The organism is Acidovorax sp. FHTAMBA, assembly GCF_038958875.1.
Lineage (GTDB): Bacteria > Pseudomonadota > Gammaproteobacteria > Burkholderiales > Burkholderiaceae_C > Acidovorax.
Genome location: NZ_CP152407.1, coordinates 4,008,951 through 4,032,801 on the forward strand (window position 1 = coordinate 4,008,951; position 23,851 = coordinate 4,032,801).

28 protein-coding genes are annotated in these 23,851 nt (G+C 64.9%); 13 read left to right on the forward strand and 15 right to left on the reverse strand.

The window, feature by feature from the left end; translation table 11 throughout:
- Positions 1 to 19 precede the first annotated feature (19 nt).
- From coxB to AAFF19_RS18715, 3 genes are all read right to left on the reverse strand, one after another.
- Complete coding sequence (coxB, locus tag AAFF19_RS18705) at positions 20 to 1,189, reverse strand: cytochrome c oxidase subunit II (protein ID WP_008903402.1); 1,170 nt, start codon at positions 1,187 to 1,189, stop codon at positions 20 to 22.
- A 59-nt stretch (positions 1,190 to 1,248) separates the two neighbouring features.
- Complete coding sequence (locus AAFF19_RS18710) at positions 1,249 to 1,725, reverse strand: DUF2244 domain-containing protein (protein WP_182118770.1); 477 nt, start codon at positions 1,723 to 1,725, stop codon at positions 1,249 to 1,251.
- A 152-nt stretch (positions 1,726 to 1,877) separates the two neighbouring features.
- Positions 1,878 to 2,780, reverse strand: a complete 903-nt coding sequence (locus AAFF19_RS18715) for a class I SAM-dependent methyltransferase (protein ID WP_182118771.1) — start codon at positions 2,778 to 2,780, stop codon at positions 1,878 to 1,880.
- A 23-nt stretch (positions 2,781 to 2,803) separates the two neighbouring features.
- Here AAFF19_RS18715 and AAFF19_RS18720 point away from each other — a divergent pair, with 23 nt between their 5' ends.
- Both AAFF19_RS18720 and AAFF19_RS18725 read left to right on the forward strand, forming a co-directional pair.
- Positions 2,804 to 3,526 (forward strand): ComF family protein, encoded by a 723-nt coding sequence (locus AAFF19_RS18720; RefSeq protein WP_008903399.1) that lies wholly within the window; start codon positions 2,804 to 2,806, stop codon positions 3,524 to 3,526.
- A gap of 91 nt (positions 3,527 to 3,617) precedes the next feature.
- A complete protein-coding gene (locus AAFF19_RS18725) occupies positions 3,618 to 4,145 on the forward strand; it encodes a tRNA (cytidine(34)-2'-O)-methyltransferase (protein WP_034692970.1) in 528 nt (175 codons plus the stop codon).
- Here the strand turns inward: AAFF19_RS18725 and AAFF19_RS18730 are convergent.
- The 4 genes from AAFF19_RS18730 to AAFF19_RS18745 form a co-directional block, all read right to left on the reverse strand.
- Positions 4,133 to 5,080: a LysR family transcriptional regulator gene (locus tag AAFF19_RS18730; protein WP_008903397.1), complete on the reverse strand. Its 948-nt coding sequence runs from the start codon at positions 5,078 to 5,080 to the stop codon at positions 4,133 to 4,135. The genes AAFF19_RS18725 and AAFF19_RS18730 overlap by 13 nt on opposite strands.
- 32 nt (positions 5,081 to 5,112) lie before the next feature.
- Complete coding sequence (locus AAFF19_RS18735) at positions 5,113 to 5,577, reverse strand: MaoC family dehydratase (RefSeq protein ID WP_182118772.1); 465 nt, start codon at positions 5,575 to 5,577, stop codon at positions 5,113 to 5,115.
- Between the two features lie 96 nt (positions 5,578 to 5,673).
- Positions 5,674 to 6,291, reverse strand: coding sequence for a ParA family protein (locus AAFF19_RS18740; protein ID WP_182118773.1), 618 nt, complete (start codon positions 6,289 to 6,291; stop codon positions 5,674 to 5,676).
- 106 nt (positions 6,292 to 6,397) lie between these two features.
- Positions 6,398 to 7,036, reverse strand: a complete 639-nt coding sequence (locus AAFF19_RS18745; RefSeq protein WP_182118774.1) for a LysE family transporter — start codon at positions 7,034 to 7,036, stop codon at positions 6,398 to 6,400.
- A 215-nt stretch (positions 7,037 to 7,251) separates the two neighbouring features.
- Between AAFF19_RS18745 and kefC the strand changes: the two genes are divergently transcribed.
- From kefC to AAFF19_RS18770, 5 genes are all read left to right on the forward strand, one after another.
- On the forward strand, positions 7,252 to 9,162 hold the full coding sequence (kefC, locus tag AAFF19_RS18750; RefSeq protein ID WP_342720771.1) for a glutathione-regulated potassium-efflux system protein KefC: 1,911 nt from the start codon (positions 7,252 to 7,254) through the stop codon (positions 9,160 to 9,162).
- A gap of 108 nt (positions 9,163 to 9,270) precedes the next feature.
- Positions 9,271 to 9,915, forward strand: coding sequence for a trimeric intracellular cation channel family protein (locus AAFF19_RS18755; protein WP_008903392.1), 645 nt, complete (start codon positions 9,271 to 9,273; stop codon positions 9,913 to 9,915).
- A 97-nt stretch (positions 9,916 to 10,012) separates the two neighbouring features.
- On the forward strand, positions 10,013 to 10,702 hold the full coding sequence (locus AAFF19_RS18760; RefSeq protein WP_342720772.1) for a transglutaminase family protein: 690 nt from the start codon (positions 10,013 to 10,015) through the stop codon (positions 10,700 to 10,702).
- On the forward strand, positions 10,702 to 11,172 hold the full coding sequence (locus AAFF19_RS18765) for a PaaI family thioesterase (RefSeq protein WP_342720773.1): 471 nt from the start codon (positions 10,702 to 10,704) through the stop codon (positions 11,170 to 11,172). Before AAFF19_RS18760 ends, AAFF19_RS18765 begins: the two co-directional genes overlap by 1 nt.
- A gap of 260 nt (positions 11,173 to 11,432) precedes the next feature.
- The gene (locus tag AAFF19_RS18770) at positions 11,433 to 11,861 is read left to right on the forward strand and encodes a surface-adhesin E family protein (RefSeq protein ID WP_342720774.1); all 429 of its coding nucleotides are present in this window, start codon (positions 11,433 to 11,435) and stop codon (positions 11,859 to 11,861) included.
- A gap of 113 nt (positions 11,862 to 11,974) precedes the next feature.
- Here AAFF19_RS18770 and AAFF19_RS18775 read toward each other — a convergent pair whose 3' ends face one another.
- The 5 genes from AAFF19_RS18775 to AAFF19_RS18795 form a co-directional block, all read right to left on the reverse strand.
- Positions 11,975 to 12,982 (reverse strand): tripartite tricarboxylate transporter substrate binding protein, encoded by a 1,008-nt coding sequence (locus AAFF19_RS18775; protein ID WP_342720775.1) that lies wholly within the window; start codon positions 12,980 to 12,982, stop codon positions 11,975 to 11,977.
- Positions 12,983 to 13,135: 153 nt separating this feature from the next.
- Positions 13,136 to 13,867, reverse strand: a complete 732-nt coding sequence (locus AAFF19_RS18780) for an SDR family oxidoreductase (protein WP_342720776.1) — start codon at positions 13,865 to 13,867, stop codon at positions 13,136 to 13,138.
- 5 nt (positions 13,868 to 13,872) lie between these two features.
- Positions 13,873 to 15,084 carry a 3-oxoadipyl-CoA thiolase gene (pcaF, locus tag AAFF19_RS18785; RefSeq protein WP_342720777.1) on the reverse strand — a complete coding sequence of 404 codons (1,212 nt, stop codon included), beginning with the start codon at positions 15,082 to 15,084 and terminating at the stop codon, positions 13,873 to 13,875.
- A gap of 36 nt (positions 15,085 to 15,120) precedes the next feature.
- Complete coding sequence (locus AAFF19_RS18790; RefSeq protein ID WP_342720778.1) at positions 15,121 to 15,771, reverse strand: 3-oxoacid CoA-transferase subunit B; 651 nt, start codon at positions 15,769 to 15,771, stop codon at positions 15,121 to 15,123.
- Between the two features lie 29 nt (positions 15,772 to 15,800).
- Positions 15,801 to 16,502: a 3-oxoacid CoA-transferase subunit A gene (locus AAFF19_RS18795; protein ID WP_342720779.1), complete on the reverse strand. Its 702-nt coding sequence runs from the start codon at positions 16,500 to 16,502 to the stop codon at positions 15,801 to 15,803.
- A 91-nt stretch (positions 16,503 to 16,593) separates the two neighbouring features.
- Between AAFF19_RS18795 and AAFF19_RS18800 the strand changes: the two genes are divergently transcribed.
- Positions 16,594 to 17,394, forward strand: a complete 801-nt coding sequence (locus AAFF19_RS18800) for an IclR family transcriptional regulator C-terminal domain-containing protein (RefSeq protein ID WP_342720780.1) — start codon at positions 16,594 to 16,596, stop codon at positions 17,392 to 17,394.
- 39 nt (positions 17,395 to 17,433) lie between these two features.
- On the opposite strand, the gene AAFF19_RS18805 is transcribed toward AAFF19_RS18800, so the two are convergent.
- On the reverse strand, positions 17,434 to 17,655 hold the full coding sequence (locus AAFF19_RS18805) for a hypothetical protein (RefSeq protein WP_176886849.1): 222 nt from the start codon (positions 17,653 to 17,655) through the stop codon (positions 17,434 to 17,436).
- Positions 17,656 to 17,856: 201 nt separating this feature from the next.
- Between AAFF19_RS18805 and AAFF19_RS18810 the strand changes: the two genes are divergently transcribed.
- The gene (locus AAFF19_RS18810) at positions 17,857 to 18,291 is read left to right on the forward strand and encodes a DUF1841 family protein (protein ID WP_008903381.1); all 435 of its coding nucleotides are present in this window, start codon (positions 17,857 to 17,859) and stop codon (positions 18,289 to 18,291) included.
- Between the two features lie 33 nt (positions 18,292 to 18,324).
- Entirely contained in the window at positions 18,325 to 18,819 is a 495-nt protein-coding gene (locus AAFF19_RS18815; RefSeq protein WP_246330756.1) for a DUF3429 domain-containing protein, read from the forward strand.
- Between the two features lie 99 nt (positions 18,820 to 18,918).
- On the opposite strand, the gene AAFF19_RS18820 is transcribed toward AAFF19_RS18815, so the two are convergent.
- Positions 18,919 to 20,144, reverse strand: a protein-coding gene (locus tag AAFF19_RS18820) for an IS3 family transposase (RefSeq protein WP_342720782.1) whose coding sequence is annotated in 2 segments (ribosomal slippage) — positions 18,919 to 19,800 and positions 19,803 to 20,144 — 1,224 coding nt in all. Because the reading frame shifts where the segments join, the coding sequence is not laid out codon by codon here.
- Positions 20,145 to 20,274: 130 nt separating this feature from the next.
- Entirely contained in the window at positions 20,275 to 20,934 is a 660-nt protein-coding gene (locus AAFF19_RS18825) for a c-type cytochrome (RefSeq protein WP_008903377.1), read from the reverse strand.
- A 105-nt stretch (positions 20,935 to 21,039) separates the two neighbouring features.
- Between AAFF19_RS18825 and AAFF19_RS18830 the strand changes: the two genes are divergently transcribed.
- Genes AAFF19_RS18830 through AAFF19_RS18840 form a run of 3 tightly spaced genes read left to right on the forward strand, consistent with a single transcriptional unit; the run spans position 21,040 to position 23,713 of the window.
- Entirely contained in the window at positions 21,040 to 21,888 is an 849-nt protein-coding gene (locus AAFF19_RS18830; protein WP_008903376.1) for a MoxR family ATPase, read from the forward strand.
- A gap of 16 nt (positions 21,889 to 21,904) precedes the next feature.
- Positions 21,905 to 22,507 carry a GNAT family N-acetyltransferase gene (locus AAFF19_RS18835; RefSeq protein WP_182118785.1) on the forward strand — a complete coding sequence of 201 codons (603 nt, stop codon included), beginning with the start codon at positions 21,905 to 21,907 and terminating at the stop codon, positions 22,505 to 22,507.
- An 18-nt stretch (positions 22,508 to 22,525) separates the two neighbouring features.
- Positions 22,526 to 23,713, forward strand: a complete 1,188-nt coding sequence (locus AAFF19_RS18840) for a VWA domain-containing protein (RefSeq protein WP_182118786.1) — start codon at positions 22,526 to 22,528, stop codon at positions 23,711 to 23,713.
- Positions 23,714 to 23,851 lie beyond the last annotated feature (138 nt).

A 23,851-nucleotide genomic window follows, 5' to 3' on the forward strand; every position in this document is an offset into this window, starting at 1 on the left:
CAATACGTTGGGGCGGTGATTACTTGCCACGCTGGGCCACGACTTCCGAAGGCTGCACCAGTTGGCCAGTCTTGTTGGACCAGGAGTTCTTCGTGTAGGTGGCCACGGCGGCAATATCGGTGTCGCTCAGCTGCGCCCACGCAGGCATCGCGCCGTTGGCCGCTCCCTTGAGAAGGATGTCGATCTGCTTGGCGTGGTCGGCATCGAGCACTACTGCCGAGCCGTCCAGCGGCTTGATCGGACCCGCGCCCTTGCCGTTGGCCTGGTGGCAGGCAGCGCAATTGGCCGCATAGACCTTTTCGCCGCGTTGAACCAGGTCACCCAGGGCCCACACCTTGCTGGGGTCATCCAGCTTGGCTGCGGCGAGCTTCTTTTGCTCGCCCACCCAGGCGGTGTAATCCTCGGCGGACACCACCTTTACGTGGATGGGCATGTAAGCGTGCTCCTTGCCGCACAGCTCGGCACACTGGCCGTAGTAATCACCAATCTTCTCGGCACGGAACCAGGTGTCGCGCACAAAACCGGGAATGGCATCCTGCTTGATACCGAACGCCGGCACCATGAACGCGTGGATCACGTCATTGGCAGTCGTGATGATGCGGATCTTCTTGCCAACCGGCACCACCATGGGGTTGTCCACCTTCAGCAGGTAGTTGGCCGGGGCATCCTTGACATTGCCGCTGTCGGACATCACGCGATGGCTGCTGTCCAGGGTAGAGATGAATCCGATGCCTTCGCCCTCACCCGTGATGTAGTCGTAACCCCACTTCCACTGGTAGCCGGTGGTTTTGATGGTCACATCGGCGTTGGTGGTGTCCTTCTGGGCCACCAGCACCTTGGTGGCTGGCAGCGCCATCAGGATCACGATGATGAAAGGAATCACGGTCCAGACGACTTCAACAGTCACTGACTCATGGAAATTGGCCGACTTGGCGCCCTTGGAACGGCGGTGCTTCCAGATCGAATAGAACATCACGGAGAACACTGCAACAAAGATCACCGTGCAGATGATCAGCATCATCCAGTGCAGAAAGTGCTGCTCTTCCGCAATCTTGGTCACCGGGGGATGCAGGTTCAGCTGGTTGACTGCAGGGCCTCCAGGCAGATCCTGGACGGCGTGGGCCGCAGAGCCCACCCATGCACCGGCAATCAGCAGCAGAGAAGCCAGTTTGTTGGAAATGCTCTTCATAGTTCTCACTTACTTCTAAGCCTCAATTTAACCAATCCCTTGGGCGCACCTGCATGGGGTCAGGCAGCGCGCAAGGCCATGCGGATCTCCGATGCCAGGGCCGGTCGAAGTTCGGGGCGCACATAGCGCCCCACTTCAACGGTCCGACCCTGCGCCGACAACATGATGAGCGAACGGTCACCGGTCTTGGGCTCGACCCGAACCCGGCTCCGATCAAACTCGGCACGCTCCAGCTTGCCTGCTGTCTCCAGCTCCACCACAAGGCGCGAACCCTGCAGTGAAATCCTCTCGCCATCCGCCGCATGGCGACCGTACATGGCGAACGCAATCCCTACCGCCACCATTTCGAGCCATGCAAAAGGCATCACCAGGCGGGCGCCGAGCATCCAGAAGAATGTCGCTATCCCCAGTGACACCACGCACAACGACAAGTACATCCAGCCCAATTGCACCGGAGTGACCGAGCAATTGCGACCCAGACGCCAGTCAATGCCTTGACCCGACACCGTGGCAAATTGAAAAACCAAACCCGTCACCCGATGTGCTCACAAGACTGCCGACTGCACTGCGCATCACACACTGGGCGTGACTGGCACAGCTGGCAAAGTTGCGCGGGAAGATGCCCGAAATCTCAATAACCTTGAATTGTAGCGTGCCTTGTTCCATGTCATTGACAGGAGGTTACACGTCAGCCCTCTTTGCCGTTTTTGCGCAGCATGCTGCGCATGTCCTGGAGCGAAACCGCACTGCTGGGACTCACGCGCACGCGCGGTGCGGGCTTGAAAGCATGCCCGTAGATGATCTCGAAAGTCAGTGCCAACTGACCTGAATTGTCCGGATCTGCCAGCCGATTCGAGAGCACCTGGTAGAGCTTGTCGCGCCAGCGGCGCCCGCGCAATGAGGGAAAGCGATCAGGATGAAGATTGCAACCCAGTTCCCGCAGTTCCTGCACCAGCCGCTCGGGGGTGGCAAACGTGAGGGTGATGCGCTCCATGTCCATCACCGGCTCGGCAAAACCGGCGTGCACCAGCATGTCACCCCAGTCGTGCATGTCGGTGAAAGCGTGGCCCGCCGGTGGCCAGCCGAGCTCGGAATACACCGCATGCAGCTCACGCAAGGTATCAGGCCCCAGGCACGAGAACATCAGGTAGCCATCCACCGCGAGAGCACGGTGCCATTGCGCGATCAGCGCCTGCGGGTCGGCCGCCGTGTGCAGCGCCATGTTGGCCCAGAGCATTTGCACACTCCCGTCCGCAGGCGCACCCAGTTGCGGGCTGGGTGCGCTCCAACGCGCTGGGCTCCACCAGGGCTTGGCCAGCGCCTGCCGGGCAACCGCTTCGCAACGGGGCGCTGTTTCGTAGATCTGGCAGCGCGCCTTGGGATAGCGCGCGCTCACCAGGGCATGCGCCTGCAGGCCGCCGCGCACCGCATCCCAGTGGCACCACGACTGCGGAGCCTGGCGAATCCACTGCAGGCGGTCCTCCATGCGGCGCGCAACCTCCTCGTGCAGCCAGGGAGATAAGGCCGGGGCCGCTGCATGCCAGCGGGCCGCGGCAACGGGATCAATGGTGGGGGGACGCTCGGAGGACATGGGCCGCGCGAGTATATTGATTCATGCTTTTTACGGGTCTGACGGGGATTTCGCGCCACCTTCGTGCATGGGCCGGCAAAGTGCCCAGCCAGTGTTCGTTTTGCCACGCATGGCCCTCGCAGCGTGTGTGCGAGGCCTGCGTGGCGCGATTTGCACAGCCTGCCACGCGTTGCCAGCGCTGCGCCCTGCGGGTGCCTGCGGGCGTATCCATCTGCGGGGCCTGCATTCAGAGCCCGCCCAGCTTTGACGGCTGCCTTGCTGCGGTGGACTACGCCTACCCTTGGGCCGATGCACTGGCGCAGTTCAAGTTTCGCGGCGATCCGGGATGGGCCCGGGCACTGGCCCTGCTGATGCGCAGCACACCGTGGATGGAGCCCGCCGTGGAAGCTGCAGACCGGGTCATCCCCGTGCCCCTGTCCACCGAGCGGCTGCGCGAGAGGGGCTTCAACCAGTCGGCCCTGCTGGCGCGGCATCTGGCGGGCCCCAAGACCGACCCCCAGACGCTGCTGCGCCTGCACGCCACCGAGGCGCAAAGCAGCCTGCCCAGGGCGCAGCGCCTGCGAAACCTGCGCGGGGCTTTTGCCCTGGAGCCGGGCCATGCTGCCAGCCTGCGCGGCCAGCGCGTGGTGCTGGTGGACGATGTGATGACCACCGGTGCCACCCTGGAAGCTGCCACGCTGGCCCTGCGCGAAGCGGGGGTGGCGCATGTCACGGCCGCCGTTCTGGCGCGCACCGGGCTGGATTGAGAGGTCTGCGGAAGGGAGCGAGAGACGAAAGGGATACTTTTTATTACGAGCGGTTGCCTTACTCACACGCCGCCCGATGACAATCGCAGGCATGTTTCATATCGTCCTTGTCGAGCCCGAGATCCCGCCCAACACCGGGAACGTCATTCGCCTCGCGGCCAACACGGGTTGCACCCTGCACCTGATCGAGCCCCTGGGATTCTCCATGGAAGACCGGCAGATGCGCCGCGCCGGGCTGGACTACCACGAATACGCCCAGGTCCAGCGCCACGCCGGATGGACGGCCTTTTTGCGCGATGCCCAGCCTGACCCGGCCCGCATGTTTGCCATGACCACCCATGGCTCGCAATCGGTCTACACCACCTGCTTTCTGCCCGGAGACTGGATGGTGTTCGGCGCGGAAACACGGGGGCTTCCGCCCGAGCTGCGCGAAAGCTTTCCACCCGCACAGCGGCTTCGCCTGCCCATGGTGGCGGGCCAGCGAAGCCTGAACCTGTCCAATGCCGTGGCCGTGACGGTGTTTGAAGGCTGGCGGCAAAACAGTTTTGCCACGCCCGATGGCGAGGTGGCCGTGGAGCCCGAAGGCACCATCATCAGCGGTTTCGCTCAGCTCGGCTGAGCCAGCCCCGGCTGCTCCGCCATGGCCAGGGGCACGTGTTCCGACAAAAAGTCGAGAAACACCCGGGTGCGCGCAGGCAGCATGCGGCCTGACGGCAACGCCGCATAGATGGTGTAGCGGGAGAAGATCCAGTCGGGCAGCACATGCACAAGCTCACCCCGCGCCAGGTGCTCTTCGGCCAGCAGGCGCGACGTGACCACCACGCCCATGCCGTCCACCCCGGCACGCATCAAGAGCTCGGTGCTCACCGATTGCAGCACGGCAGGCGCCTCCACCTCGGCATCCGGCACGCCCGTGCGCAGCGACTGCAGGCGCAGCTTGCGGCCGGGCCCCATCTGGGCGCGCACGGGAGCGCTGGAGTCACGCAGGTGGTCGTGGTCTGCCAGATCCTGCGGGATGCGCGGCGTGCCCTTGCGCTGCAGGTAGCCGGGTGCGGCCAGCACGATGGCTTCACCTTGCAGCAAAGGGCGCGCCACGATGTTGGCGTCAAAGTCTTCGGCCGCCACCATGATGGTGACGTCGAACTCATCCACCCGGCTGGATGCGTAGGCATCCACATTGATGTCCAGCATGACCTTGGGGTGACGCGCATGCCAGGCGGCCACCATCGGCGCGAGAAAATTGGTGGCCAGCACCGGCGCCGCCACGATACGGATGGTGCCGCGCAGATCGCGCGTGCTGGCTGCGGCGGCGGCTTCGGCGTCGTCGATCTCGTGCAGGATGGCGCGCACGCGCTGCAAGTAGGCGTCGCCCGCATCGGTCAGCGCCAGCTTGCGGGTGGTGCGCTGCAGCAGGCGCGTGCCCAGGTGCTGTTCCAGCTCGGCCACCATGCGGGTGACCACGGGGGGCGACATGTCCATGGCGCGGGCGGCGGCGGCAAAGCCGCCCTCTTCCACCACGCGCTCGAAAATTTTCATGGCTTGCAGGCGGTCCATGGTTCAGACCTCCTGCCCGATTGCGACCAGGCTCAGGCCGGGGCGCCGAAATTGCGCGCCAGCGATTCGGCCACGCACACCGGCTTGTCGGAGCCCTCGCGCTCCACCGTCACCAGCCAGGTCATCTGCATGCCGTCGGGCGCCACGGGCTCGGCGGCCTGCAGCGTCAGGCGCGCGCGCAAGCGGCTGCCCACCGGCACCGGCGCGGTGAATCGCACCTTGTTGAGCCCGTAGTTCACGCCCATGCGTGAGCCTTCGATGGTCAGACCCGCCTCGAAGAACTTCGGGATCAGCGACAGCGTGAGAAACCCGTGCGCAATCGGCGCGCCAAACGGCCCGGCCTTGGCACGCTCGGGGTCCACATGGATCCACTGGTGGTCGCCCGTGGCTTGGGCAAACAGGTTGACCTGTTCCTGCGTGATGGTGATCCAGTCGGTCACCGCGACCTCCTGGCCCACGCAGGCACTGACTTCGGAATAAGAGCGAAAGATTTTCATCGCTGCAATGTAGCCCTGCCCTCCTGTGGGCCTTGTCTGCCGGGTGACAGGTGTTTTCCCGAGGGGCTGGTTGTACGTTCTGCTTCACGCTGTCCTTCAAGAATTGAGCCAGGCACAGATGCCTTGCCACTGCTCCAGGTCGCGCGCCACGCGGCCGGGTGCCACGTCGAACAGCGTGAGGCCATGCGCCGCCAGGTGGATGTAGTTCTGCGTGTCGCGCAGATAGCCCAGCACCGGGAACCCCAGGCTGTCCACAAAGTGGTGCAGCTGTTCGGCCGCCTTGGTGCGCGCGTCCACGCGCATGCCCACGATGCCGATCTGCACGCCTTCGGCGCGCCGGTGTTCGGCCAGCTGGTCCAGAAAGCTGCGCGTGGCAAAGATGTCGAACACGCTGGGCTGCAGCGGCACGATGATCTTGTCGGCCAGCTTGAGCACGTCGTTCAGGCGCCAGCCGTGCAGGCCGGCGGGGGTGTCGAGCACCGCGTGCGTGGTGCCCTTGGGCGGGCGGCTGATCACATCCGAGCTGGTGTCCCAGCTGCCGATCGGGCGCGCCGCAGGCGGGCGCAGGCCCAGCCACAGCCGGGCGGATTGCTGCCGGTCGGTGTCGCCCAGGATCACGGGGTGGCCCTGGCTTGCAAAGTGGCCCGCGATGTTGGTGGACAGCGTGGACTTGCCCACCCCGCCCTTCGGATTGGCGACAACAACTACTGGCATGACAACCTCCTTGGAATCTGCACAACCATGAAAAATCAAGCCAAATCAGCCTCCAGCGCTTGATAGACAAGCGCCAAAAGCTATTATTTTTATAGCAATCACCCCATCAGGCGTGCTGCCCACCGCGCTTGACGAAGAACAGCCCGGCGCCCACTGCCATCAGCAAGCCGCCAAACACGCGGTTCTGCGCCCGCACCGCGCGTGCGCTGCGCATCAGCCGGCGCAGGGCGCTGGCCCCCGCAGCGTAGCCGTGCATGACCACCACGTCCACCGTGACGGTGGTGGCGGCCATCACCGCCAGCTGCGTCCACAGCGGGCGCGTGTCGGTCATGAACTGGGGCAGCACGGCCACCATGAAGATGATGCCCTTGGGGTTGGTGGCATTGGTCAGAAAGCCCGTGAGGCAGCGCTTTTGCCAGGTGCCGGCGGCCTCGGCAGCATCGCCCTGCACGGGCGAGGAGTCCCCGGCGCGCCACTGCGCAAAGCCCACATAGATCAGGTAACACGCGCCCAGCACCTTGACGATGCTGAACGCCACCTCCGACGCCATCAGCAGCGAGCCCACGCCCGCCCCGGCGATGAGCAGGATCAGCAACAGGCCCAGCTGCAGGCCCAGGATGGTGGCACCCGTCTTGCGCACGCCGTACGACAAGCCATGGCTCATCGACAGCACGGCCCCCGAGCCCGGCGACACCGCAATCAGGCACGACGCCGCAAAAAAAGCCAGCCAAGTCTGCAAATCCATGGGTCACCGTACCTGTGTGCGAAGAAGGGCCAGCATCTTAACAACGCCCCCGCACCGTTGCCACGGTGTGAATAAAAATGAGCTCCAGCGCTTTACCATCAAGCGCCAGCAGCTATCAAAACAGAAGCGCAATAAGCGGCAGCGCTGCGCACCCTGCACCGCCACGGGAATGCCAGAATCCCGATACGCCCACCCCATGCCACCACGGCCCCTCCATGGAACACGCCCCCACCTGGCTTACCTACGGTTTCCTGTACCTCACCGCCGCCGTGCTGGCCGTGCCCATTGCCAAGGCGCTGGGCCTGGGCGCCATCATTGGCTACCTGGCGGCGGGCATCGCCATCGGGCCCTGGGGCCTGGGGCTGGTGAGCAACGTGCAGGACATCCTGCACTTCGCCGAGTTTGGCGTGGTGCTGATGCTGTTCCTCGTCGGCCTGGAGCTGCAGCCCAGCCGCCTGTGGGCGCTGCGCCGCCCGATCTTCGGCACCGGCAGCGCGCAGGTGCTGGGCTGCGCGGCCGTGCTGTTTGCGCTGGGCGCGCTGGCCGGCCTGCCCTGGCGTGTGGCCCTGGTGGGCGCGCTGGGCCTGGCGCTGTCGTCCACGGCCATTGCGCTCAAGACGCTGGCCGAGCGCAACCTCATGCGCACGCAAAGCGGCCAGGCGGGCTTTTCCATCCTGCTATTCCAGGACGTGGCGGCCATCCCCATCCTGGCGCTGCTGCCCGTGCTGGGCGCGGCTGCGGGCGACGGCGCAGGCCACGCGCCGGGCGAAATGGCGCTGGAGGTGCTCAAGATCGTCGGCGTGATCGCGGCCATCATTCTCGGCGGTCGCCTGCTGCTGCGGCCCGTGCTGCGCTGGATCGCCAAAAGCAACACCCCCGAGATCTTCACCGCCGCCGCGCTGCTGCTGGTGGTGGGCATCGCCTACCTGATGGTGCTGGTGGGCCTGTCGATGGCGCTGGGCGCCTTTCTGGCCGGCGTGCTGCTGGCCGACAGCGAATACCGCCGCGAGCTGGAGGCCGACATCGAGCCCTTCAAGGGCCTGCTGCTCGGGTTGTTCTTCATCGCCGTGGGCATGAGCATCGACTTCGGCGTGATCCTGCGCTCGCCCGGCGTCATGGCCACCGTCCTGGTCGGCTTTCTGGCGGCCAAGGCCATCGTCATCTATGCCCTGGCCAGGTTCGTCGGCATACCGTATCAGGAGCGGCCGGTGTTCACCCTGCTGCTGGCGCAAGGCGGCGAGTTTGCGTTTGTGGTGTTCCAGGCCGCTGCGGGCGCCCGCGTCTTCCCGGCCGAGACCGCCTCGCTGCTGATTGGCGCCGTAGCGCTGTCGATGCTGATCAGCCCGCTGCTGCTGGTGCTGCTGGACCGCGTGCTGCTGCGCCGTTATGCCCAGCTCAAGACCGCCAAGCCCCAGGCCGAGGAAATCTCCGAGCCGCAGGAGGCGCCCATCATCATCGCGGGCTTCGGCCGCTACGGGCAGATCGTCTCGCGCGTGCTGCTGGCGCAGGGCATCCCCACCACCGTGCTGGACCACAGCGTGGACATGCTGGAAGTGGCGCGCACCTTCGGCTACCGCGTGTTCTATGGCGACGCCACCCGGCTCGACCTGCTGCGCATTGCCGGGGCCGAACACGCGCGCATCCTTGTCATTGCCGTGGACGATGCCGAGCAGTCCGTGCAGATTGCCAGGCTGGCGCGCGCGCACTTCCCCCACCTGCAGGTGGTGGCCCGCGCCCGCGACATCACCCACTGGAACAAGCTGCGCGACTTGGGCGTAACGCTGGTGCAACGTGAGCTGTTCGAGTCCAGCCTGCAAAGCGCCCACACCGTGCTGGAGCTGATGGGCCTGCCACCCGCGCAAGCCACCGCCATCACCCAGCGCTTTCGCACCCACAACATCGCCCTGGCCGACCGCATGTACCCGCACCACAAGGACCGCGCCAAGTTCATCGCGGTAGCCCGCGAGGGGCGCAACCAGCTGGCCGAGCAGATGGCCAAAGAGCGGCAGGAGAGTGCGGCGCTGAGCGCGGCGGGGGCGGAGTACCCGGGGTATGGCGGCGCGGACGATGCGGCACAAGGCGATGCGCCTGCCAGCATCCAGAATCCTGATAAAAATGGGCTGTAGCGCTTATCCATAAAGCGCCAACTGCTACATTAACAATAGCATTCCAAAAAACACGCGGCGTTCTGCAAGCCCCGCGCAGACCCTGAACACCCCGGCACAATCGCGCCCATGACCCTGCCCATCGACGCCCCCTGGATTCAGACCCTGCGGCTCACGCTGGAGGTGGCTGCCACCGTGGCATTCGCACTCTCGGGCGTGATCATGGCCGCGCGCAAGCGGCTCGACGCCGTGGGCGTGTGCGTGGTGGCCTTTGTGGCGGCATTTGGCGGGGGCACCCTGCGCGACCTGCTGCTGGACCAGCGGCCCTTCTTCTGGATACGCCACACCGGCTTCGTCTGGGGCATTCTGGCGCTGTGCATTGGTGCCATGCTGTTCATGCGGCAGCGTCACTTTCAGCCCACCGAGCGCGCGATGCTGCTGCCCGATGCGATTGGCCTGGGGCTTTTTGCGGCCGTGGGCGTGGACATTGCCACCGCCGTCGGCATGCCCCCCCTCATCGCCGTGATGATGGGCGTGACCACCGGCGTCTTTGGTGGCGTGCTGCGCGACGTGCTGTGCAACGAGGTGCCACAGGCCTTCAGCGACCACCGGCCTTATGCGCTGTGCGCGTTCGCCGGTGGCTGGGTGGACGTGGGCCTGCGCCAGCTGCAGGCACCGGAGTGGGTGCCCCTGGTGGTCTGCGTGCTGTTCACCGCCGGCCTGCGCGGGCTGGCGCTGTGGCGCAACTGGCAGCTGCCCGCGTGGCGGGTGTAGCAATACCCGCACCGCCCTCCCCGCTGGCGCCCCCGTGACAGCCCCGGGCCGCATACGCCGCCACACTGGCCGGCAAGACTGCAGGAGACACCGCCCCATGACAGCAGACCACCCCCAACCGGCCACGCTGGCCGCCACCGCACTCATCGACAGCGACGCGCCCACCGTGCGAGCGTTTGCCACCGAACATGCGCAGGGCAGCACCGACCGCGAGCGCGCCGTGGCCCTGTATCTGGCCGTGCGCGACGGCTTTCGGTATGACCCGTACCGCATCGACCTGTCGCCCCACGGCATGACGGCGAGCACTGTGCTGGCCAACGGCTATGGCTGGTGTGTGCCCAAGGCCGCATTGCTGACGGCGGTGTGCCGTGCGGCGGGCATCCCTGCACGCATGGGCTTTGCGGACGTGAGGAACCACCTGTCCACCGAGCGCATGCGCGAGACCATGAAGACCGACCTCTTCATCTGGCACGGCTACACCGACATCTGGCTCGATGGCGCCTGGCGCAAGGCCACGCCCGCGTTCAACATCGAGCTGTGCGAGCGCTTTGGCCTGCTGCCGCTGGAGTTCGATGGACTGAACGACTCCATCTACCACCCTTTCGACAAGACCGGCCAGCGCCACATGGAATACGTGCGCCAGCGCGGCGCGTTTGACGACCTGCCGCTGGCGCAGATCGTGGCCGACTTCCGCACGGTGTACGGCGGCTGGCTGCAAGGCGACGCCACCCGCAGCAGCCTGCAGGACGCCAGTTTTGCCAACGACATTGAACAGGAAACCCGCTGATGCCGCACGCCCCCGAGACCGCCACCACTGCCGCCAACGCCGCCATTCCCACAGGCTTCGCCCCGCTGGTGGCCGGCGGCCCCTACATCCAGCACAACGGCCCGCTGTATGTGCTGCACCAGGGCCCTGTGGTGAAGTTCGGCTTTCGCGTGGAGCGGCACCACACCAACCCCATGGGCAACCTGCATGGCGGCATGATGGCCACGTTCTGCGACATGCTGCTGCCGCTGTCGGTGCACCGCAAAAGCGACCAGGTGGCCGACCGCTTTTTGCCCACCATCAGCCTGCAGATCGACTACCTGGCCCCTGCCCCGCTGGGCGCCTGGGTGGAGGGCGAGGCAGAGCCGCTGCGCATCACGCGCTCGCTGGTGTTTGCGCAGGGGCTGGTGACGGCCGACGGTGTGCCGTGTGCGCGGGTGAGCGGTGTGTTCAAGATCGGGCCGGTGGCACCCCGGGATGCGGTGGAATAAGCACACCGTGCGGCCCTGCAGCAAGGGATGTCCTGCATAACCCTCGCGAGGCGGTGGGAGTGCGCATCGGGATGGGGCGCAAGGCGTCTTTTGGCAGCCAATAGCCGGGCTATTGGCAAGAAAAGCAACGCAGCGAACCGCCCGAGGCCGCGCTATCACAGACCGCAGGGAGTTATGCGGGTCATCCCAAGCCCGCATGGGCTCAGAGATAATGCGCTTTTGGCCCCCGGGTCATCCACCATTGAACACCGAAGGTTCTCATGCTCTGTGCCGTTGTTCTATGTGTTGCCGCCGCCGCAGGCGGGCAGCCGGCAGCGGCCGATGGCTGGTTCACATTGACCGGCGACCGGGCAGAGACCAGCAAGAACCTCATTGAAATCCTGCCCGAGCCCATTGGTGTGGACCAGCGCGTGCTGCTGGATCTGCGGGTCTCGCGCGACCGGGAGCGCACGTCGTTCCGGGGGCAGAAATACCGTTCGTACTACGCCAAGGCGGTGGTGGACTGCACCGCGCGGCGGGCCTGGTACCTGCACCTTTCGTACTACGCGCAGCCACACTGGGCCGGCGACGTGATCGCCAAGGAAGAGTACAAGGAAGGCGAGGCCGAGGTGCTGTTCAAGGACATGGCCAGTGAATGGTCGCAGCGCATGGTGTCGGCGGCCTGCAAGGTGCGCAAGCTCTCCGGCTGACCGCGGCCGCAGCAGCGGTTAGCGCTCTCAGAATACCCATCAAAACAGCCTCTGGCGCTTATCCATCAAGCGCCAGAAGCTATCTTTTTTGATGGTTAACCTCTCCGCAGCGCTCAGTCCACGCTGGCGCCTGATTCCTTGACGACCTTGCCCCATTTCACGCTCTCGGCCTGGATGAAGGCGGCGAACTGTGCGGGTGTTTCGCTGTAGGTTTCGGCGCCCTGCTCGTTGATCTTCTTCTTCACGTCAGGCTGGGCCAGCACCTTGACCAGCGCGGCATTGAGCTTGGCCAGCACGGGCGCAGGCGTACCAGCGGGGGCAAACATGCCAAACCACGACGTGGCCTCGTAGCCGGGCACGCCCGCTTCAGCGATGGTGGGCACGTTGGGCAGCTCGGGCGAGCGCTTGGCGGTGGTCACGGCGATGGGCACCAGCTTGCCACTGCGCACATGCTGGATGGCCGAGGGCATGTTGTCGAACATGATGCCGATCTGGTTGCCCAGCAGGTCCGTCACAGCCGGGGCGCTGCCCTTGTAGGGCACGTGCACCATGTCCACCTTGGCCAGGCTCTTGAACAGCTCGCCCGACAGGTGGATGGAGCTGCCGTTGCCCGACGAACCAAAGTTGATCTTGCCGGGGTTGGCCTTGGCGTAGGCGATCAGCTCGGGCACGGTCTTGAACGGCTGGGCGGGGTGGGCCACCAGCAGGTTGGGCACGTTGGCCACGCGGGTCAGCGGGGCGAAGTCCTTGACGGGGTCAAACGGCATCTTTTTGTACAAGGCGGCGTTGATGGCGTGCGTGCCCACCGTGCCCATGAACAGGGTGTGGCCGTCTGCGGCGGCCTTGGCAGCCATTGCGCCGCCAATGTTGCCGCCAGCGCCCGCGCGGTTGTCCACGACGACCGACTGGCCGAGCTCGGTGGTCAGCGCCTGCCCGATGATGCGCGCCAGGATGTCGGTGGTACCACCTGCGGCAAACGGCACGACGATGGTGACGGGCTTGGTGGGGTAGGCCTGGGCGAACGCAGCGGGGCTGGCGACAAGGCCTGCGCCCAGCACGGCGGCAGAGGCGATGGCGCCGAGGGTGAAGCGGCGGCGTGCAGAGTTCGTGATCGGGTTCATGAGGCTTGTCTCCTTCAGGATGGTGGTAAAAAAATCGCGGTGGCGCGCCAGAAGCTGGCCGTGCCATGGCCTCAACCGGGCGCGGGCGCCTGGGCGAGAACCTCGGTGGGTGCCCCCGCGGTCAGGGGGCGATAAAAGTCGTCAGATCACACGCTATACAGGGGCTACCCCTAGCGTGGTGCCTCCGCACACGTACAGAATCTGGCCCGTCACAAAACCGTTGTCGGGCGACAAAAAGAACAGCGCGGCGCGGGCCACGTCTTCGGCCATGCCCATGCGGCCCACGGCAATGCTGTTCAGGATGCGCTGCGTCTGCGGCGCGCCATCGGGGTTGCTCTGGCGAAACAGTTCGGTGGCGATGGGGCCGGGGCCGAGGGCGTTGACGGTGATGCCGTCACGCCCGAGCTCCATGGCCAGCGTGCGCGTCATGCCGATCATTCCGGCCTTGGTGGCCGAGTAGACGATGCGCTCACCTTTGCCCAGCGCTGCGCGCGACGACATGTTGACGATGCGGCCCTGCCCGCTGGCGCGCAGCGTGGGCAGAAAGGCTTGCACCAGCAGCATGGGTGCACGCAGGTGCAGTCCCACCACGTCATCCAGCTGCGCGGTGGTCGCGGTGTCGATGGTGCCGGGGCGCGTGGCGCCCGCGTTGTTCACCAAGGCCGTGACGTTGTGCTTGGCCGCAATCTCGGCCGCGCGTTCACGGGTCGAGGCTTCATTGGTCAGGTCTCCCTGGTACGAGGTGAGTTGCGGGTGGCTCCAGCTGGGCAGCACATAGTCCAGGTTGACCACCGCGTGGCCCTGGGCCAGAACGGCCTCGGCGATGGCGCGGCCGATGCCGTTGCTGGCGCCGGTGACGACCGTGACGGGAGTGCTTTGATCCATCGCGGTCACACGCGCTCCAGGATCACGGCAATGCCCTGGCCCACGCCGATGCACATGGTGCACAGCGCGTACTGGCCAGCGTGTTCGTGCAGGCGGTTGACGGCGGTGGTGACCAGGCGCGCGCCGCTGGCGCCCAGCGGGTGGCCCAGCGCAATGGCGCCGCCCCAGGCGTTCACTCGGGCGTCGTCGTCCTTGATGCCCAGGGCACGCAGCACGGCCAGGCCTTGCGCGGCAAAGGCTTCGTTCAGTTCGATCACGTCCATGTGGTCGATGGTCAGGCCCGTCTGCGCCAGCACCTTCAAGGTGGCGGGCGTGGGGCCAAAGCCCATGATGCGCGGCGCCACACCGGCCACGGCCATGCCCACCACGCGGGCGCGCGGCTTGAGGCCGTACTTGCCCGCGCTGGCCTCGTCAGCAAGCAGCAGCGCGCAGGCACCGTCGTTCACGCCGCTGGCGTTGCCCGCCGTCACCGTGCCGTCGGGCCGCACCACACCCTTGAGCTTGGCCAGCGCTTCCAGGCTGGTCTCGCGCGGGTGTTCGTCCTGGCTCACGATGAGGGCGTCGCCCTTCTTTTGCGGGATGTGCACGGGCACGATCTCGCGTGCCAGATGGCCGGCCTTGATGGCGGCCACTGCGTTGAGCTGGCTGCGCAGGGCCATCTGGTCCTGGGCTTCGCGCTCAATCTTGAAGTCCGTCGCCACGTTCTCGGCGGTTTCGGGCATGGAGTCCACACCGTACTTTTCCTTCATCAACTTGTTGATGAAGCGCCAGCCGATGGTCGTGTCATACACCGCGTTGTTGCGGCTGAAGGCGCTCTCTGCCTTGGGCATGACGAACGGCGCGCGGCTCATGCTCTCCACACCGCCCGCGATCATCAGCCCGGCCTCGCCCGCCTTGATGGCGCGCGCTGCGGTGCCCACGGCGTCCAGGCCCGAACCGCACAGGCGGTTGATGGTGGCGCCTGCCACGTCGATGGGCAGGCCCGCCAGCAGGCTGCTCATGTGGGCCACGTTGCGGTTGTCTTCACCGGCCTGGTTGGCGCAGCCGTAGAGCACGTCGGTCACTGCCGCCCAGTCCACACCGGGGTTGCGGTCCATCAGCGCCTTGATGGGGATGGCACCCAGGTCATCGGTGCGTACGCTGGAGAGCGCGCCGCCGTAGCGGCCGAAGGGGGTACGGATGGCGTCGCAGATGAAGGCTTGGCGTTGTTGGCTCACGGTTTTGTCTCCTCGTTTGTTGGGGGGGGGATTCGGTCAGGCGGCTGCACGGATGGGCAGGCCCACCAGTTGCTCCAGCTCAGCGTGCGACAGGCCGGGCACGGTGTCGATGAGCTGCAGCTCGGCGGGCGTGCAGGCCAGTGTGCACAGATCGGTGTAGATGCGCTTCACGCAGGCGACACCGGTGAGCGGGTAGGTGCACTGCGCCACGATCTTGCTCGCGCCCTGCTTGGTCAGCAGGTCCATCATCACCCAGGTCTGCTTGGCGCCGATGGCCAGGTCCATCGCGCCGCCCACGGCGGGGATGGCGCCGGGCTCGCCCGTGCTCCAGTTGGCCAGGTCGCCCGTCGCGCTGACCTGGAAGGCGCCCAGCACGCAGATGTCCAGATGGCCGCCGCGCATCATCGCGAAGCTGTCGGCGTGGTGAAAATACGCACCGCCGGGCAGCAGCGTGACGGGCTGCTTGCCCGCGTTGATGAGGTCGTAGTCCTCCAGCCCCGCAGCGGGCGCGGGGCCCATGCCCAGGATGCCGTTTTCGCTTTGCAGGATGACCTCGCGGCCTGCAGGAATGTGGTTGGCGACAAGGGTCGGCTGGCCGATGCCCAGGTTGACGTAAGCGCCGTCGTGGATGTCTTGCGCCACGCGCTTCGCCAGTTCTTCTTTACTACGCTTTTGATAGCTGCTCACGCTTTATCCTTGTGCGGTAGGTGCCGATTTCATGCCGATTTCTTGAAACCACCCGCCTGCGTGGCCGTGCGGTCGATCTTGACGACATGCGTCACGTAGATGCCGGGCGTGACGATGGCTTCCGGGTCCAGCGCGCCCAGTTCCACCACCTCGTGCACGGTGGCAATCGTGGTCTTGGCGGCCGTGGCCATCACGGGGCCAAAGTTGCGCGCCGACATGCGGTAGGTAAGGTTGCCCCAGCGGTCGCCCTTCTCGGCCTTGATCAGGGCCACGTCGCCGTGGATGGGGTATTCGAGCACGTAGTGTTTGCCATTGATCTCACGCGTTTCCTTGCCTGCAGCCAATTCGGTGCCATAGGCCGTGGGGCAGAAAAAGGCGCCGATGCCCGCACCCGCAGCGCGCAGACGCTCGGCCAGATTGCCCTGGGGCACCAGTTCCAGCTCCAGCTTGCCGCTGCGGTACAACTCGTCGAACACATAGCTGTCGACCTGGCGCGGAAAGCTGCAGATGATCTTGCGCACGCGGCCCGCCTTGAGCAGCGCGGCCAGGCCCTGGTCGGCATTGCCTGCGTTGTTGTTGACCACCGTGAGGTCACGTGCCCCCTGGGCGATGAGGCCATCGATCAGCTCGCCCGGAATGCCGGCCGTGCCGAACCCACCTATCAACACCGTGGCACCATCCTTCAGCCCCGCAAGGGCCTGGGCCACCGAGTCCGCCAGTTTGTTGATCATTGCAACGCTTTCTTGGTTTCTCTGTTGTCTCTTTGAAATTTGTTCGCATATAGAACAAATGTTCGCTTAAAGAATTATAGTTGGCATACGTATGAATTCACAAACCCCTGAAGCCAAAGACCCCAAACCGAGCGACAGCTATGTGCAGTCGTTCGCGCGCGGGCTGGAGGTGATCCGCTCGTTCAGCGCGGCCACGCCGCAGCAAACCTTGAGCGAAGTCGCCGTGCAGACTGGCCTGACCCGCGCAGGCGCGCGCCGCATCCTGCTCACGCTGCAGACGCTGGGCTATGTGGAGACGGACGGCAAGCTGTTTCGCCTGAGCCCGCGCATCCTGGACCTGGGGTTTGCGTACCTGTCTTCGCTGCCCATCTGGAACCTGGCCGAGCCGGTGATGGAGGACCTGGTGGAAGAGGTGCGCGAGTCGTCATCGGCCGCCGTGCTCGACGGCCTGGACATAGTCTATGTACTGCGTGTGCCGACGCACAAGATCATGCGCACCACGCTGGGCGTGGGCTCGCGCCTGCCTGCGTGCTGGACCTCGATGGGCCGTGTGCTGCTGGCGGGCTTGCCGGATGATGAACTGCAGGCCCGGCTGCAGGGCCTGCGCATGGAGCGGTTTACCGAGCACACCACCACCGATGGCGATGCGCTGCTGGCCCACATCCGCCACGCGCGTCAGCAGGGCTGGTGTCTGGTGAACCAGGAGCTGGAAGAGGGTTTGATATCGATTGCTGCGCCGCTGACCAACCGCACGGGGCAGACGGTGGCGGCGCTCAACATCAGCGGTCAGGCCAACCGCACGAGCGCGGCGATGATGCAGGAGAGCCTGCTGCCTGCGCTGCTGCGCGCGGCCCGGAGCATTTCGCGAATGATGGGCGCGCCCAGGGGCTGAAGATGCGTTGGCCTGCGACGCATCCAGCCGGCACGGCCCTCAGTTTTTCCGAAAACCCAGCACCAGCACCACGCCACCCAGCACCATGGCGCCCAGGCTCATCCACTGGGGGATGTTGACGGATTCTTTTTCCTTCACGGTGAGCTCCAGCGGGCCCAGCTTGGCCTGGGTGGTGTCCTTGGTAAAGCTGAAGCCACCGGTCAAAAACCCGGCCAGCCCCACCACCAACAACAGCACACCGACGATTCGCATTGCATTCATGAAACTTCTCCCCATGCCGGGTTTTAAGGACTGCGACAAAGTGGACCCGGCTCCCGACCTTTGCGCCAGCCCAATGTAGGTGCCCCAGCGCAGGGCCGGCGTAGGACGCCGCCCCGGCGCGATGTAGCAAGCGAGCGCGATCGGGCCCGGCCTTCCCCTGTGCGCTCCGGGCTCTTGCCCTGCGTGCTACCCTCACGCCCCATGTTCAGCCCCTCCCAAGCCGATGTGCGCCGCTTCCTGTGCGGCGTTCACGCCAAGACCCAGAGCGGCGCCCCCATGGAAGCCATCGAGACGCTGGCGAGCCTGTGGATCGCCGAGCACCCCGAGTACCACACCGACCTGTCCGATGCCGATGCGGCCGTCACTCGTAACTACGACGAAACACCGGGGCAGACCAACCCGTTTTTGCACCTGTCGATGCACCTGTCCATCAGCGAACAATGCAGCATCGACCAGCCGCGTGGTATCCGGCAGGCAGTAGAGCTGCTGACAGCCCGGCTCGACTCGCTGCACGACGCCCACCACGCCACCATGGACTGCCTGGGCGAGATGCTGTGGGAGAGCCAGCGCGCGGGCCGACCGCCCGATGGCGATGCCTACATCGCCTGCGTTCAGCGGCGCGCCACCCGCGACTGACCCGCCGCGGTGCCTGACCGTGGAGACAACACGATGAAACCGTCCAGAAAAGCGACTTCCAGCCGCCCCCCAGCCAACTCGCCCGGGCAATCCACGCCACATGCTGTCGCCTGGCTGGGGTACGGAGGCCTGGTGCCATTCGTGGCCCTGGCAGCAGCCAGCCTGCTGGCACCCGACCACCGGTCTCTGTGGAGCCCCGCGCTGATTGCCTACGGCGCCGTGATCCTGAGCTTTGTCGGCGCCTTGCACTGGGGCTTTGCAATGACCGCGCCGCAAATGCCAGCGCGGCAGCGCACGATCCACTATGTGTGGAGCGTGGTCCCGGCGCTGCTGGCATGGCCCACTCCGCTGCTGCCCGTCGCTGCGGGCGCGCTGATTCTCATCCTGGGATTTGTTGCACACCTGGTGCTGGACTTCAGCCTGGTGCGGACCACGCCGGTGCACAGTTGGTATCTGCCACTGCGCCTGCAACTGACCGCCACGGCCTGCATCTGCCTGGGCCTGGGGGCCTGGGCTGCGAGTCGCTGAGTCACCGGCGAACCGCGCCCTTGGTACGCAAGCCCTGAGGAGGCCCTGACCCGTCCTGAATAGCGTTGACACCCAGGACGGTTAAAAACTCCAGCCGGACTATCCGGCCAACGACGCCCGATGCACCGCATCGGGCGTTTGCATTTTCAGCGATAGGTGTGGCCGCTCGCAGTTGTAGATGCGCACCGACTGCTCAACCATGCGTCTGGCCTGGGCGAGATCCGCAGGGCGCTGCAACAAAAATTCGGTCTTCAGAATGCCGTTGACCCGCTCGGCCAGTGCGTTCTGATAGCAATCGTAGCCGTCCGTCATCGAGCAGGTCACGCCGTGGTGCTTGTGCAGGGCCTGGTAGTACGTCGAGCAATACTGGATGCCTCTGTCGGAGTGGTGCACCAGTTGCTGGCGAGTGCGCCGACCCGATAGCGCCATCTTCATGGCCTGCGCTACCTCTTCGGTCTGCAGGCTCTCGTGCACGTGCCAGCCGACGATCTTCCTGGAGTACGCATCCGTAACCAGGCTCAGATAGACGAACTTGCCGTGTGTGGGTAAGTAGGTGATGTCTGCTACCCAGACCTGTTCGCTGGCGCTGGCGTGAATCTGCTGTGGCCCTGCTTTGAGCAGGTTCGGATGGCGCCTGAAGCGGTGGTGGCTGTCGGTCGTCTTGTGGTACGCCCGCCGGGGCGCCACCAGCAGCCTGGCGTTGCGCAGGATGTCGAACATCGCATCGCGGCCCAGCGCTATTGCCTGGCGCTGCAGCGGCTCCTGCAGCAAGTGGTGCAGCTTGCGCGTGCCTATGCGTGGCTGGCGCATGCGCTGCTCGCGCACCAGCTCCACCACCGCCTGCGCATTCGCCAGGCGATCGGCCTCGCGGCGCCTGCCCTGGTAGTACGCCTGACGGCTGTGGCCCATATGCTGGCAAGCCCTCTTCACGCTCAACCCTGCGACGAGGTTTTGCGAGAGGACTTGCCCAAAGGCTTTTTTACGACGCGCACCCCGTAGTCCTTGCGCAGCACATCGATGACGGCTTCAAACAGCTTGGCCTTCTCCTGCGCCTGTTCGAGCTGCACCTGCAGCGCCTTGATCTGCTGCTCGGGCGTGAGCGGTCCTTTGGTCTTGTCTAGTGGCATGGCTGCAGATGATGCCGCAGGACTCCAGCCCAGGCGTCCGTGCTTGCGCAGCCACACCAGCACCGTCGAGCGCCCCTGGATGCCGTACTTGCGCTGCGCCTCTTTATAGGTGAGCTCGCCTTTTTCTACCTGCTCTACCACCACCAATTTAAAGGCCAGTGTGTAGTCGCGCTGCGTGCGTTTTATGCCTGATTCCATGACACATCTCCCTTGTGAAGGGTCCACATGTCAACGCTGGGTAGGACGGGTCACCCAAAAAACAAAAAGCCCGCTGAAGCGGGCTTTTTTTATGCAGTACCGAGTGCGCTGACTGTCGCAGGGTGAGCGGTCACTTGAATCGCGACTGGGGCACGACCTGCAGGTCACCTTCCACGCCACCGATGTAGTTCGCCAGCGCCTTCAGTTCGGCATTGGTGAACTGCTTGGCAATGCCCGCCATGATGGCGTTGCTGCGGCCCAGGTTGTTGTTCTTTTCCACCTTGTACGACTTGAGCGCCACGAACAGGTAGTCGGCGTGCTGGCCCGCAATCTTGGGGTATGAGGGGTCGATGGGCTTGGCGAAGTTGTCGCCGTGGCAGGAGACGCAGGCGCCCTTTTGCAGCAGCGCCGCCACTTGCACGCTGGGTTCGCGCTTGGGCTTGGCCGCCAGTTCGATCGACTTGCCGTGCTGTTCGTAATAGGCCGAAACGTCAGCGATGTCCTGCTCGCTCAGAGTCTCGGCAATGCCGCGCATCGTCGGGTGCTTGCGATCACCCTTCTGGTAGGCCACCAGCGCCGCGGCGATGTACTTGCCGCTCTGGCCCGAGATCATCGGCACCTTGTGCACTTCAGGAAAGCTGGCCTGGTAGCCCGGAATGCCGTGACAGCCGATGCACATGGCGATCTTTTGCTTGCCGGCTTCCACGTCGCCTTTGGCTTCCTGGGCGTGGGACAAGGCGGTCACGGAAGCGACAGCCAGGGCAAATAGCGTGGTCAGCGTTTTGTTCATTTTGCGCGCACAATCTCGTGGAGGTTCAGCTCTGGGCTCTGATCAACCGCCGATTATAGCCAGCGCCCTGTCAAGCCCATTCATCAACGATCCGGTGTTTTCCCCATGAAATTCCAAGGCTCCCAGAACTACGTCGCCACCCAGGACCTGATGCTCGCCGTGAATGCTGCCATCACGCTGCAGCGGCCCCTGCTGATCAAGGGCGAGCCCGGCACGGGCAAGACGATGCTGGCCGAGGAAGTGGCGCAGGCCCTGGACATGCCCCTGCTGCAGTGGCACATCAAGTCCACCACCAAGGCACAGCAGGGCCTGTATGAGTATGACGCGGTGAGCCGCCTGCGCGACAGCCAGCTCGAAGGCGGCAGCGAAAAAGTCAAGGACATCCGCAACTACATCATCCAGGGCGTGCTGTGGCAGGCCTTCACGGCCGACCGGCCCGTGGCGCTGCTGATCGACGAGATCGACAAGGCCGACATCGAATTCCCGAACGACCTGCTGCGCGAGATCGACCGCATGGAGTTCTACTGCTACGAAACGCGCGAGCTCATCAAGGCCAGGCACCGGCCGCTGGTGTTCATCACCTCCAACAACGAGAAGGAACTGCCCGACGCCTTCCTGCGCCGCTGCTTCTTCCACTTCATCAAGTTCCCCGAGGCCGACACGATGCGGCAGATCATCAACGTGCACTTCCCCACGCTCAAGGCCGACCTGCTGGGCGTGGCAATGAAAACGTTCTATGACGTGCGCAACCTGCCGGGCCTGAAGAAAAAACCTTCGACTAGCGAGCTGATCGACTGGCTCAAGCTGCTGGTGGCCGAAGACATCCCTTTGAGCGCCCTGCAAAGCGCTGACAACAAGGTGGCCGTGCCACCGCTGGTGGGCGCGCTGCTGAAAAACGAACAGGACGTGAGCCTGTTTGAAAAGCTGGTTTTCATGAACCAGAGGAACCGTTGATTCCCGGAGCGCGGCCATGAGTTTCGTTGAACCGCTGGTGATGTGCCACAACGGCGTGCGTCTGGAGCCGCTGGCCCTGGCGCACGAAGAAGGCCTGCGCGCTGCTGCCGCGGACGGCGAGCTGTGGAAGCTGCGCATCACCTCGGTGCCCGAACCGCATGAGACACGGGCCTACATCGAGACAGCGCTCAAGATGCGCGAAGACGGCCACCGCTTTGCTTTTGCGGTGGTAGACGATGCGACAGGAACGGTGCTGGGCAGCACCAGCTACCACGACATCCTGCCGGCCGTGAAGCGCGTGGAAATTGGCTACACCTGGTACCGCCAGAGCGTGCAGCGCACCCACGTCAACACCACCGCCAAGCTACTGATGATGGGCCACGCGTTCGATACCCTGGGCTGCCATGTGGTGGGCTGGCGCACCGACAACTTCAACTTTGCCTCGCAACGCGCCATCGAGCGCCTGGGCGCAAAAAAGGACGGTGTGATCCGCGGCCACGCACTGCGCCGCGACGGCACCATCCGCGATACGGTGATGTACAGCATGCGCGCTGGCGAGTGGCCTGAGGCCAAGTCACAATTGCTATATCTTTTAGAGCGGCATGCGCTTACCCAGTAAGCGCTGGAGGCCAATATCATGCTCATCGACTTCTTCTACACCCTGCGCTCGGCCAAATTGCCGGTGTCCGTGAAGGAATACCTCACCCTGCTCGAGGCCCTGCAGGCCGGTGTGGTGGGCCCCATGTCAGATGACGCGTGGAGCCTGGACGATTTCTACAACCTCTCGCGCCTCACGCTGGTCAAGGACGAGAAGCACTACGACAAGTTCGACCGGGCCTTCGGCGCCTATTTCAAGGGCGTGGAGATGGTGGCCGACTTCACCAAGGAGATCCCGGCCGACTGGCTGCGCAAGATCCTGGAAAACGAGCTCACGCCCGAGCAAAAAGCCGCCATAGAGAAGATGGGCTGGGACGAACTCATGGAGACGCTGAAAAAGCGCCTCGAAGAACAGAAGGAACGCCACGAGGGCGGCAGCAAATGGATCGGCACCGGCGGCACCAGCCCCTTCGGCCACGGCGGCTACAACCCGCAGGGCGTGCGCATTGGTGGCGCGGGCAAGAACAAGAGCGCGGTGAAGGTGTGGGAGCAGCGCGCCTACAAGGACTACGACGACCAGCAGGAGCTGGGCACGCGCAACATCAAGGTGGCGCTGCGCCGCCTGCGCAAGTTTGCGCGCGAAGGGCATGAACTCGAACTGGACCTGCCCGACACCATCCGCAGTACCGCTGCCAACGCCGGGTATCTGGACATCAAGATGATGCCCGAGCGCCACAACAACGTGAAGGTGCTGCTGCTGATGGACGTGGGCGGCACGATGGACGAGCACATCCAGCGCGTGGAAGAGCTCTTTTCCGCGGTGAAAAATGAGTTCAAGCACCTGGAGTTCTACTACTTCCACAACTGCGTGTACGACTTCATGTGGAAGAACAACCGCCGCCGCTTTGCCGAGAAGTTCCCGACCTGGGACATCATCCGCAAGTACAACAAGGACTACAAACTCATCTTCGTGGGCGACGCCACCATGAGCCCCTACGAGATTTTGCAGCCCGGCGGCAGTGTGGAATACAACAACGAAGAGCCGGGCGCCGAGTGGATACAGCGCCTCACGCACGCCTTCCCCAAGCACGCCTGGATCAACCCCGAGCCCCAGGGCGTGTGGCAGTACCGGCAAAGCATCAGCATCATCCAGCAGCTGCTGGGCAACCGCATGTACCCGCTGTCGCTCAAGGGGCTCGAAGAAACCATGCGGCTGCTGTCCAAATAGGTTCCCTCTGGGCCATCCGCTGGCGGGGGCAAGGGCAAGCCGCATGTGAGTCCCTGTCTGACAAGCAAGGGCTTTTTTTCGCGGCATAGTCGGGGGCGCTGATCGCCGCGACCCCTTGCGCCCTTACCTTCCTCCTGC

Coding starts and splice junctions, on each gene's coding strand:
- coxB (WP_008903402.1), bottom strand. CDS start 1,189: ATGAAGAGCATTTCCAACAAACTGGCTTCTCTGCTGCTGATTGCCGGT.
- AAFF19_RS18715 (WP_182118771.1), bottom strand. CDS start 2,780: ATGTCCTCCGAGCGTCCCCCCACCATTGATCCCGTTGCCGCGGCCCGC.
- AAFF19_RS18720 (WP_008903399.1), top strand. CDS start 2,804: ATGCTTTTTACGGGTCTGACGGGGATTTCGCGCCACCTTCGTGCATGG.
- AAFF19_RS18725 (WP_034692970.1), top strand. CDS start 3,618: ATGTTTCATATCGTCCTTGTCGAGCCCGAGATCCCGCCCAACACCGGG.
- AAFF19_RS18730 (WP_008903397.1), bottom strand. CDS start 5,080: ATGGACCGCCTGCAAGCCATGAAAATTTTCGAGCGCGTGGTGGAAGAG.
- AAFF19_RS18735 (WP_182118772.1), bottom strand. CDS start 5,577: ATGAAAATCTTTCGCTCTTATTCCGAAGTCAGTGCCTGCGTGGGCCAG.
- AAFF19_RS18740 (WP_182118773.1), bottom strand. CDS start 6,291: ATGCCAGTAGTTGTTGTCGCCAATCCGAAGGGCGGGGTGGGCAAGTCC.
- AAFF19_RS18745 (WP_182118774.1), bottom strand. CDS start 7,036: ATGGATTTGCAGACTTGGCTGGCTTTTTTTGCGGCGTCGTGCCTGATT.
- kefC (WP_342720771.1), top strand. CDS start 7,252: ATGGAACACGCCCCCACCTGGCTTACCTACGGTTTCCTGTACCTCACC.
- AAFF19_RS18755 (WP_008903392.1), top strand. CDS start 9,271: ATGACCCTGCCCATCGACGCCCCCTGGATTCAGACCCTGCGGCTCACG.
- AAFF19_RS18760 (WP_342720772.1), top strand. CDS start 10,013: ATGACAGCAGACCACCCCCAACCGGCCACGCTGGCCGCCACCGCACTC.
- AAFF19_RS18765 (WP_342720773.1), top strand. CDS start 10,702: ATGCCGCACGCCCCCGAGACCGCCACCACTGCCGCCAACGCCGCCATT.
- AAFF19_RS18770 (WP_342720774.1), top strand. CDS start 11,433: ATGCTCTGTGCCGTTGTTCTATGTGTTGCCGCCGCCGCAGGCGGGCAG.
- AAFF19_RS18775 (WP_342720775.1), bottom strand. CDS start 12,982: ATGAACCCGATCACGAACTCTGCACGCCGCCGCTTCACCCTCGGCGCC.
- AAFF19_RS18780 (WP_342720776.1), bottom strand. CDS start 13,867: ATGGATCAAAGCACTCCCGTCACGGTCGTCACCGGCGCCAGCAACGGC.
- AAFF19_RS18795 (WP_342720779.1), bottom strand. CDS start 16,502: ATGATCAACAAACTGGCGGACTCGGTGGCCCAGGCCCTTGCGGGGCTG.
- AAFF19_RS18800 (WP_342720780.1), top strand. CDS start 16,594: ATGAATTCACAAACCCCTGAAGCCAAAGACCCCAAACCGAGCGACAGC.
- AAFF19_RS18805 (WP_176886849.1), bottom strand. CDS start 17,655: ATGAATGCAATGCGAATCGTCGGTGTGCTGTTGTTGGTGGTGGGGCTG.
- AAFF19_RS18810 (WP_008903381.1), top strand. CDS start 17,857: ATGTTCAGCCCCTCCCAAGCCGATGTGCGCCGCTTCCTGTGCGGCGTT.
- AAFF19_RS18815 (WP_246330756.1), top strand. CDS start 18,325: ATGAAACCGTCCAGAAAAGCGACTTCCAGCCGCCCCCCAGCCAACTCG.
- AAFF19_RS18825 (WP_008903377.1), bottom strand. CDS start 20,934: ATGAACAAAACGCTGACCACGCTATTTGCCCTGGCTGTCGCTTCCGTG.
- AAFF19_RS18830 (WP_008903376.1), top strand. CDS start 21,040: ATGAAATTCCAAGGCTCCCAGAACTACGTCGCCACCCAGGACCTGATG.
- AAFF19_RS18835 (WP_182118785.1), top strand. CDS start 21,905: ATGAGTTTCGTTGAACCGCTGGTGATGTGCCACAACGGCGTGCGTCTG.
- AAFF19_RS18840 (WP_182118786.1), top strand. CDS start 22,526: ATGCTCATCGACTTCTTCTACACCCTGCGCTCGGCCAAATTGCCGGTG.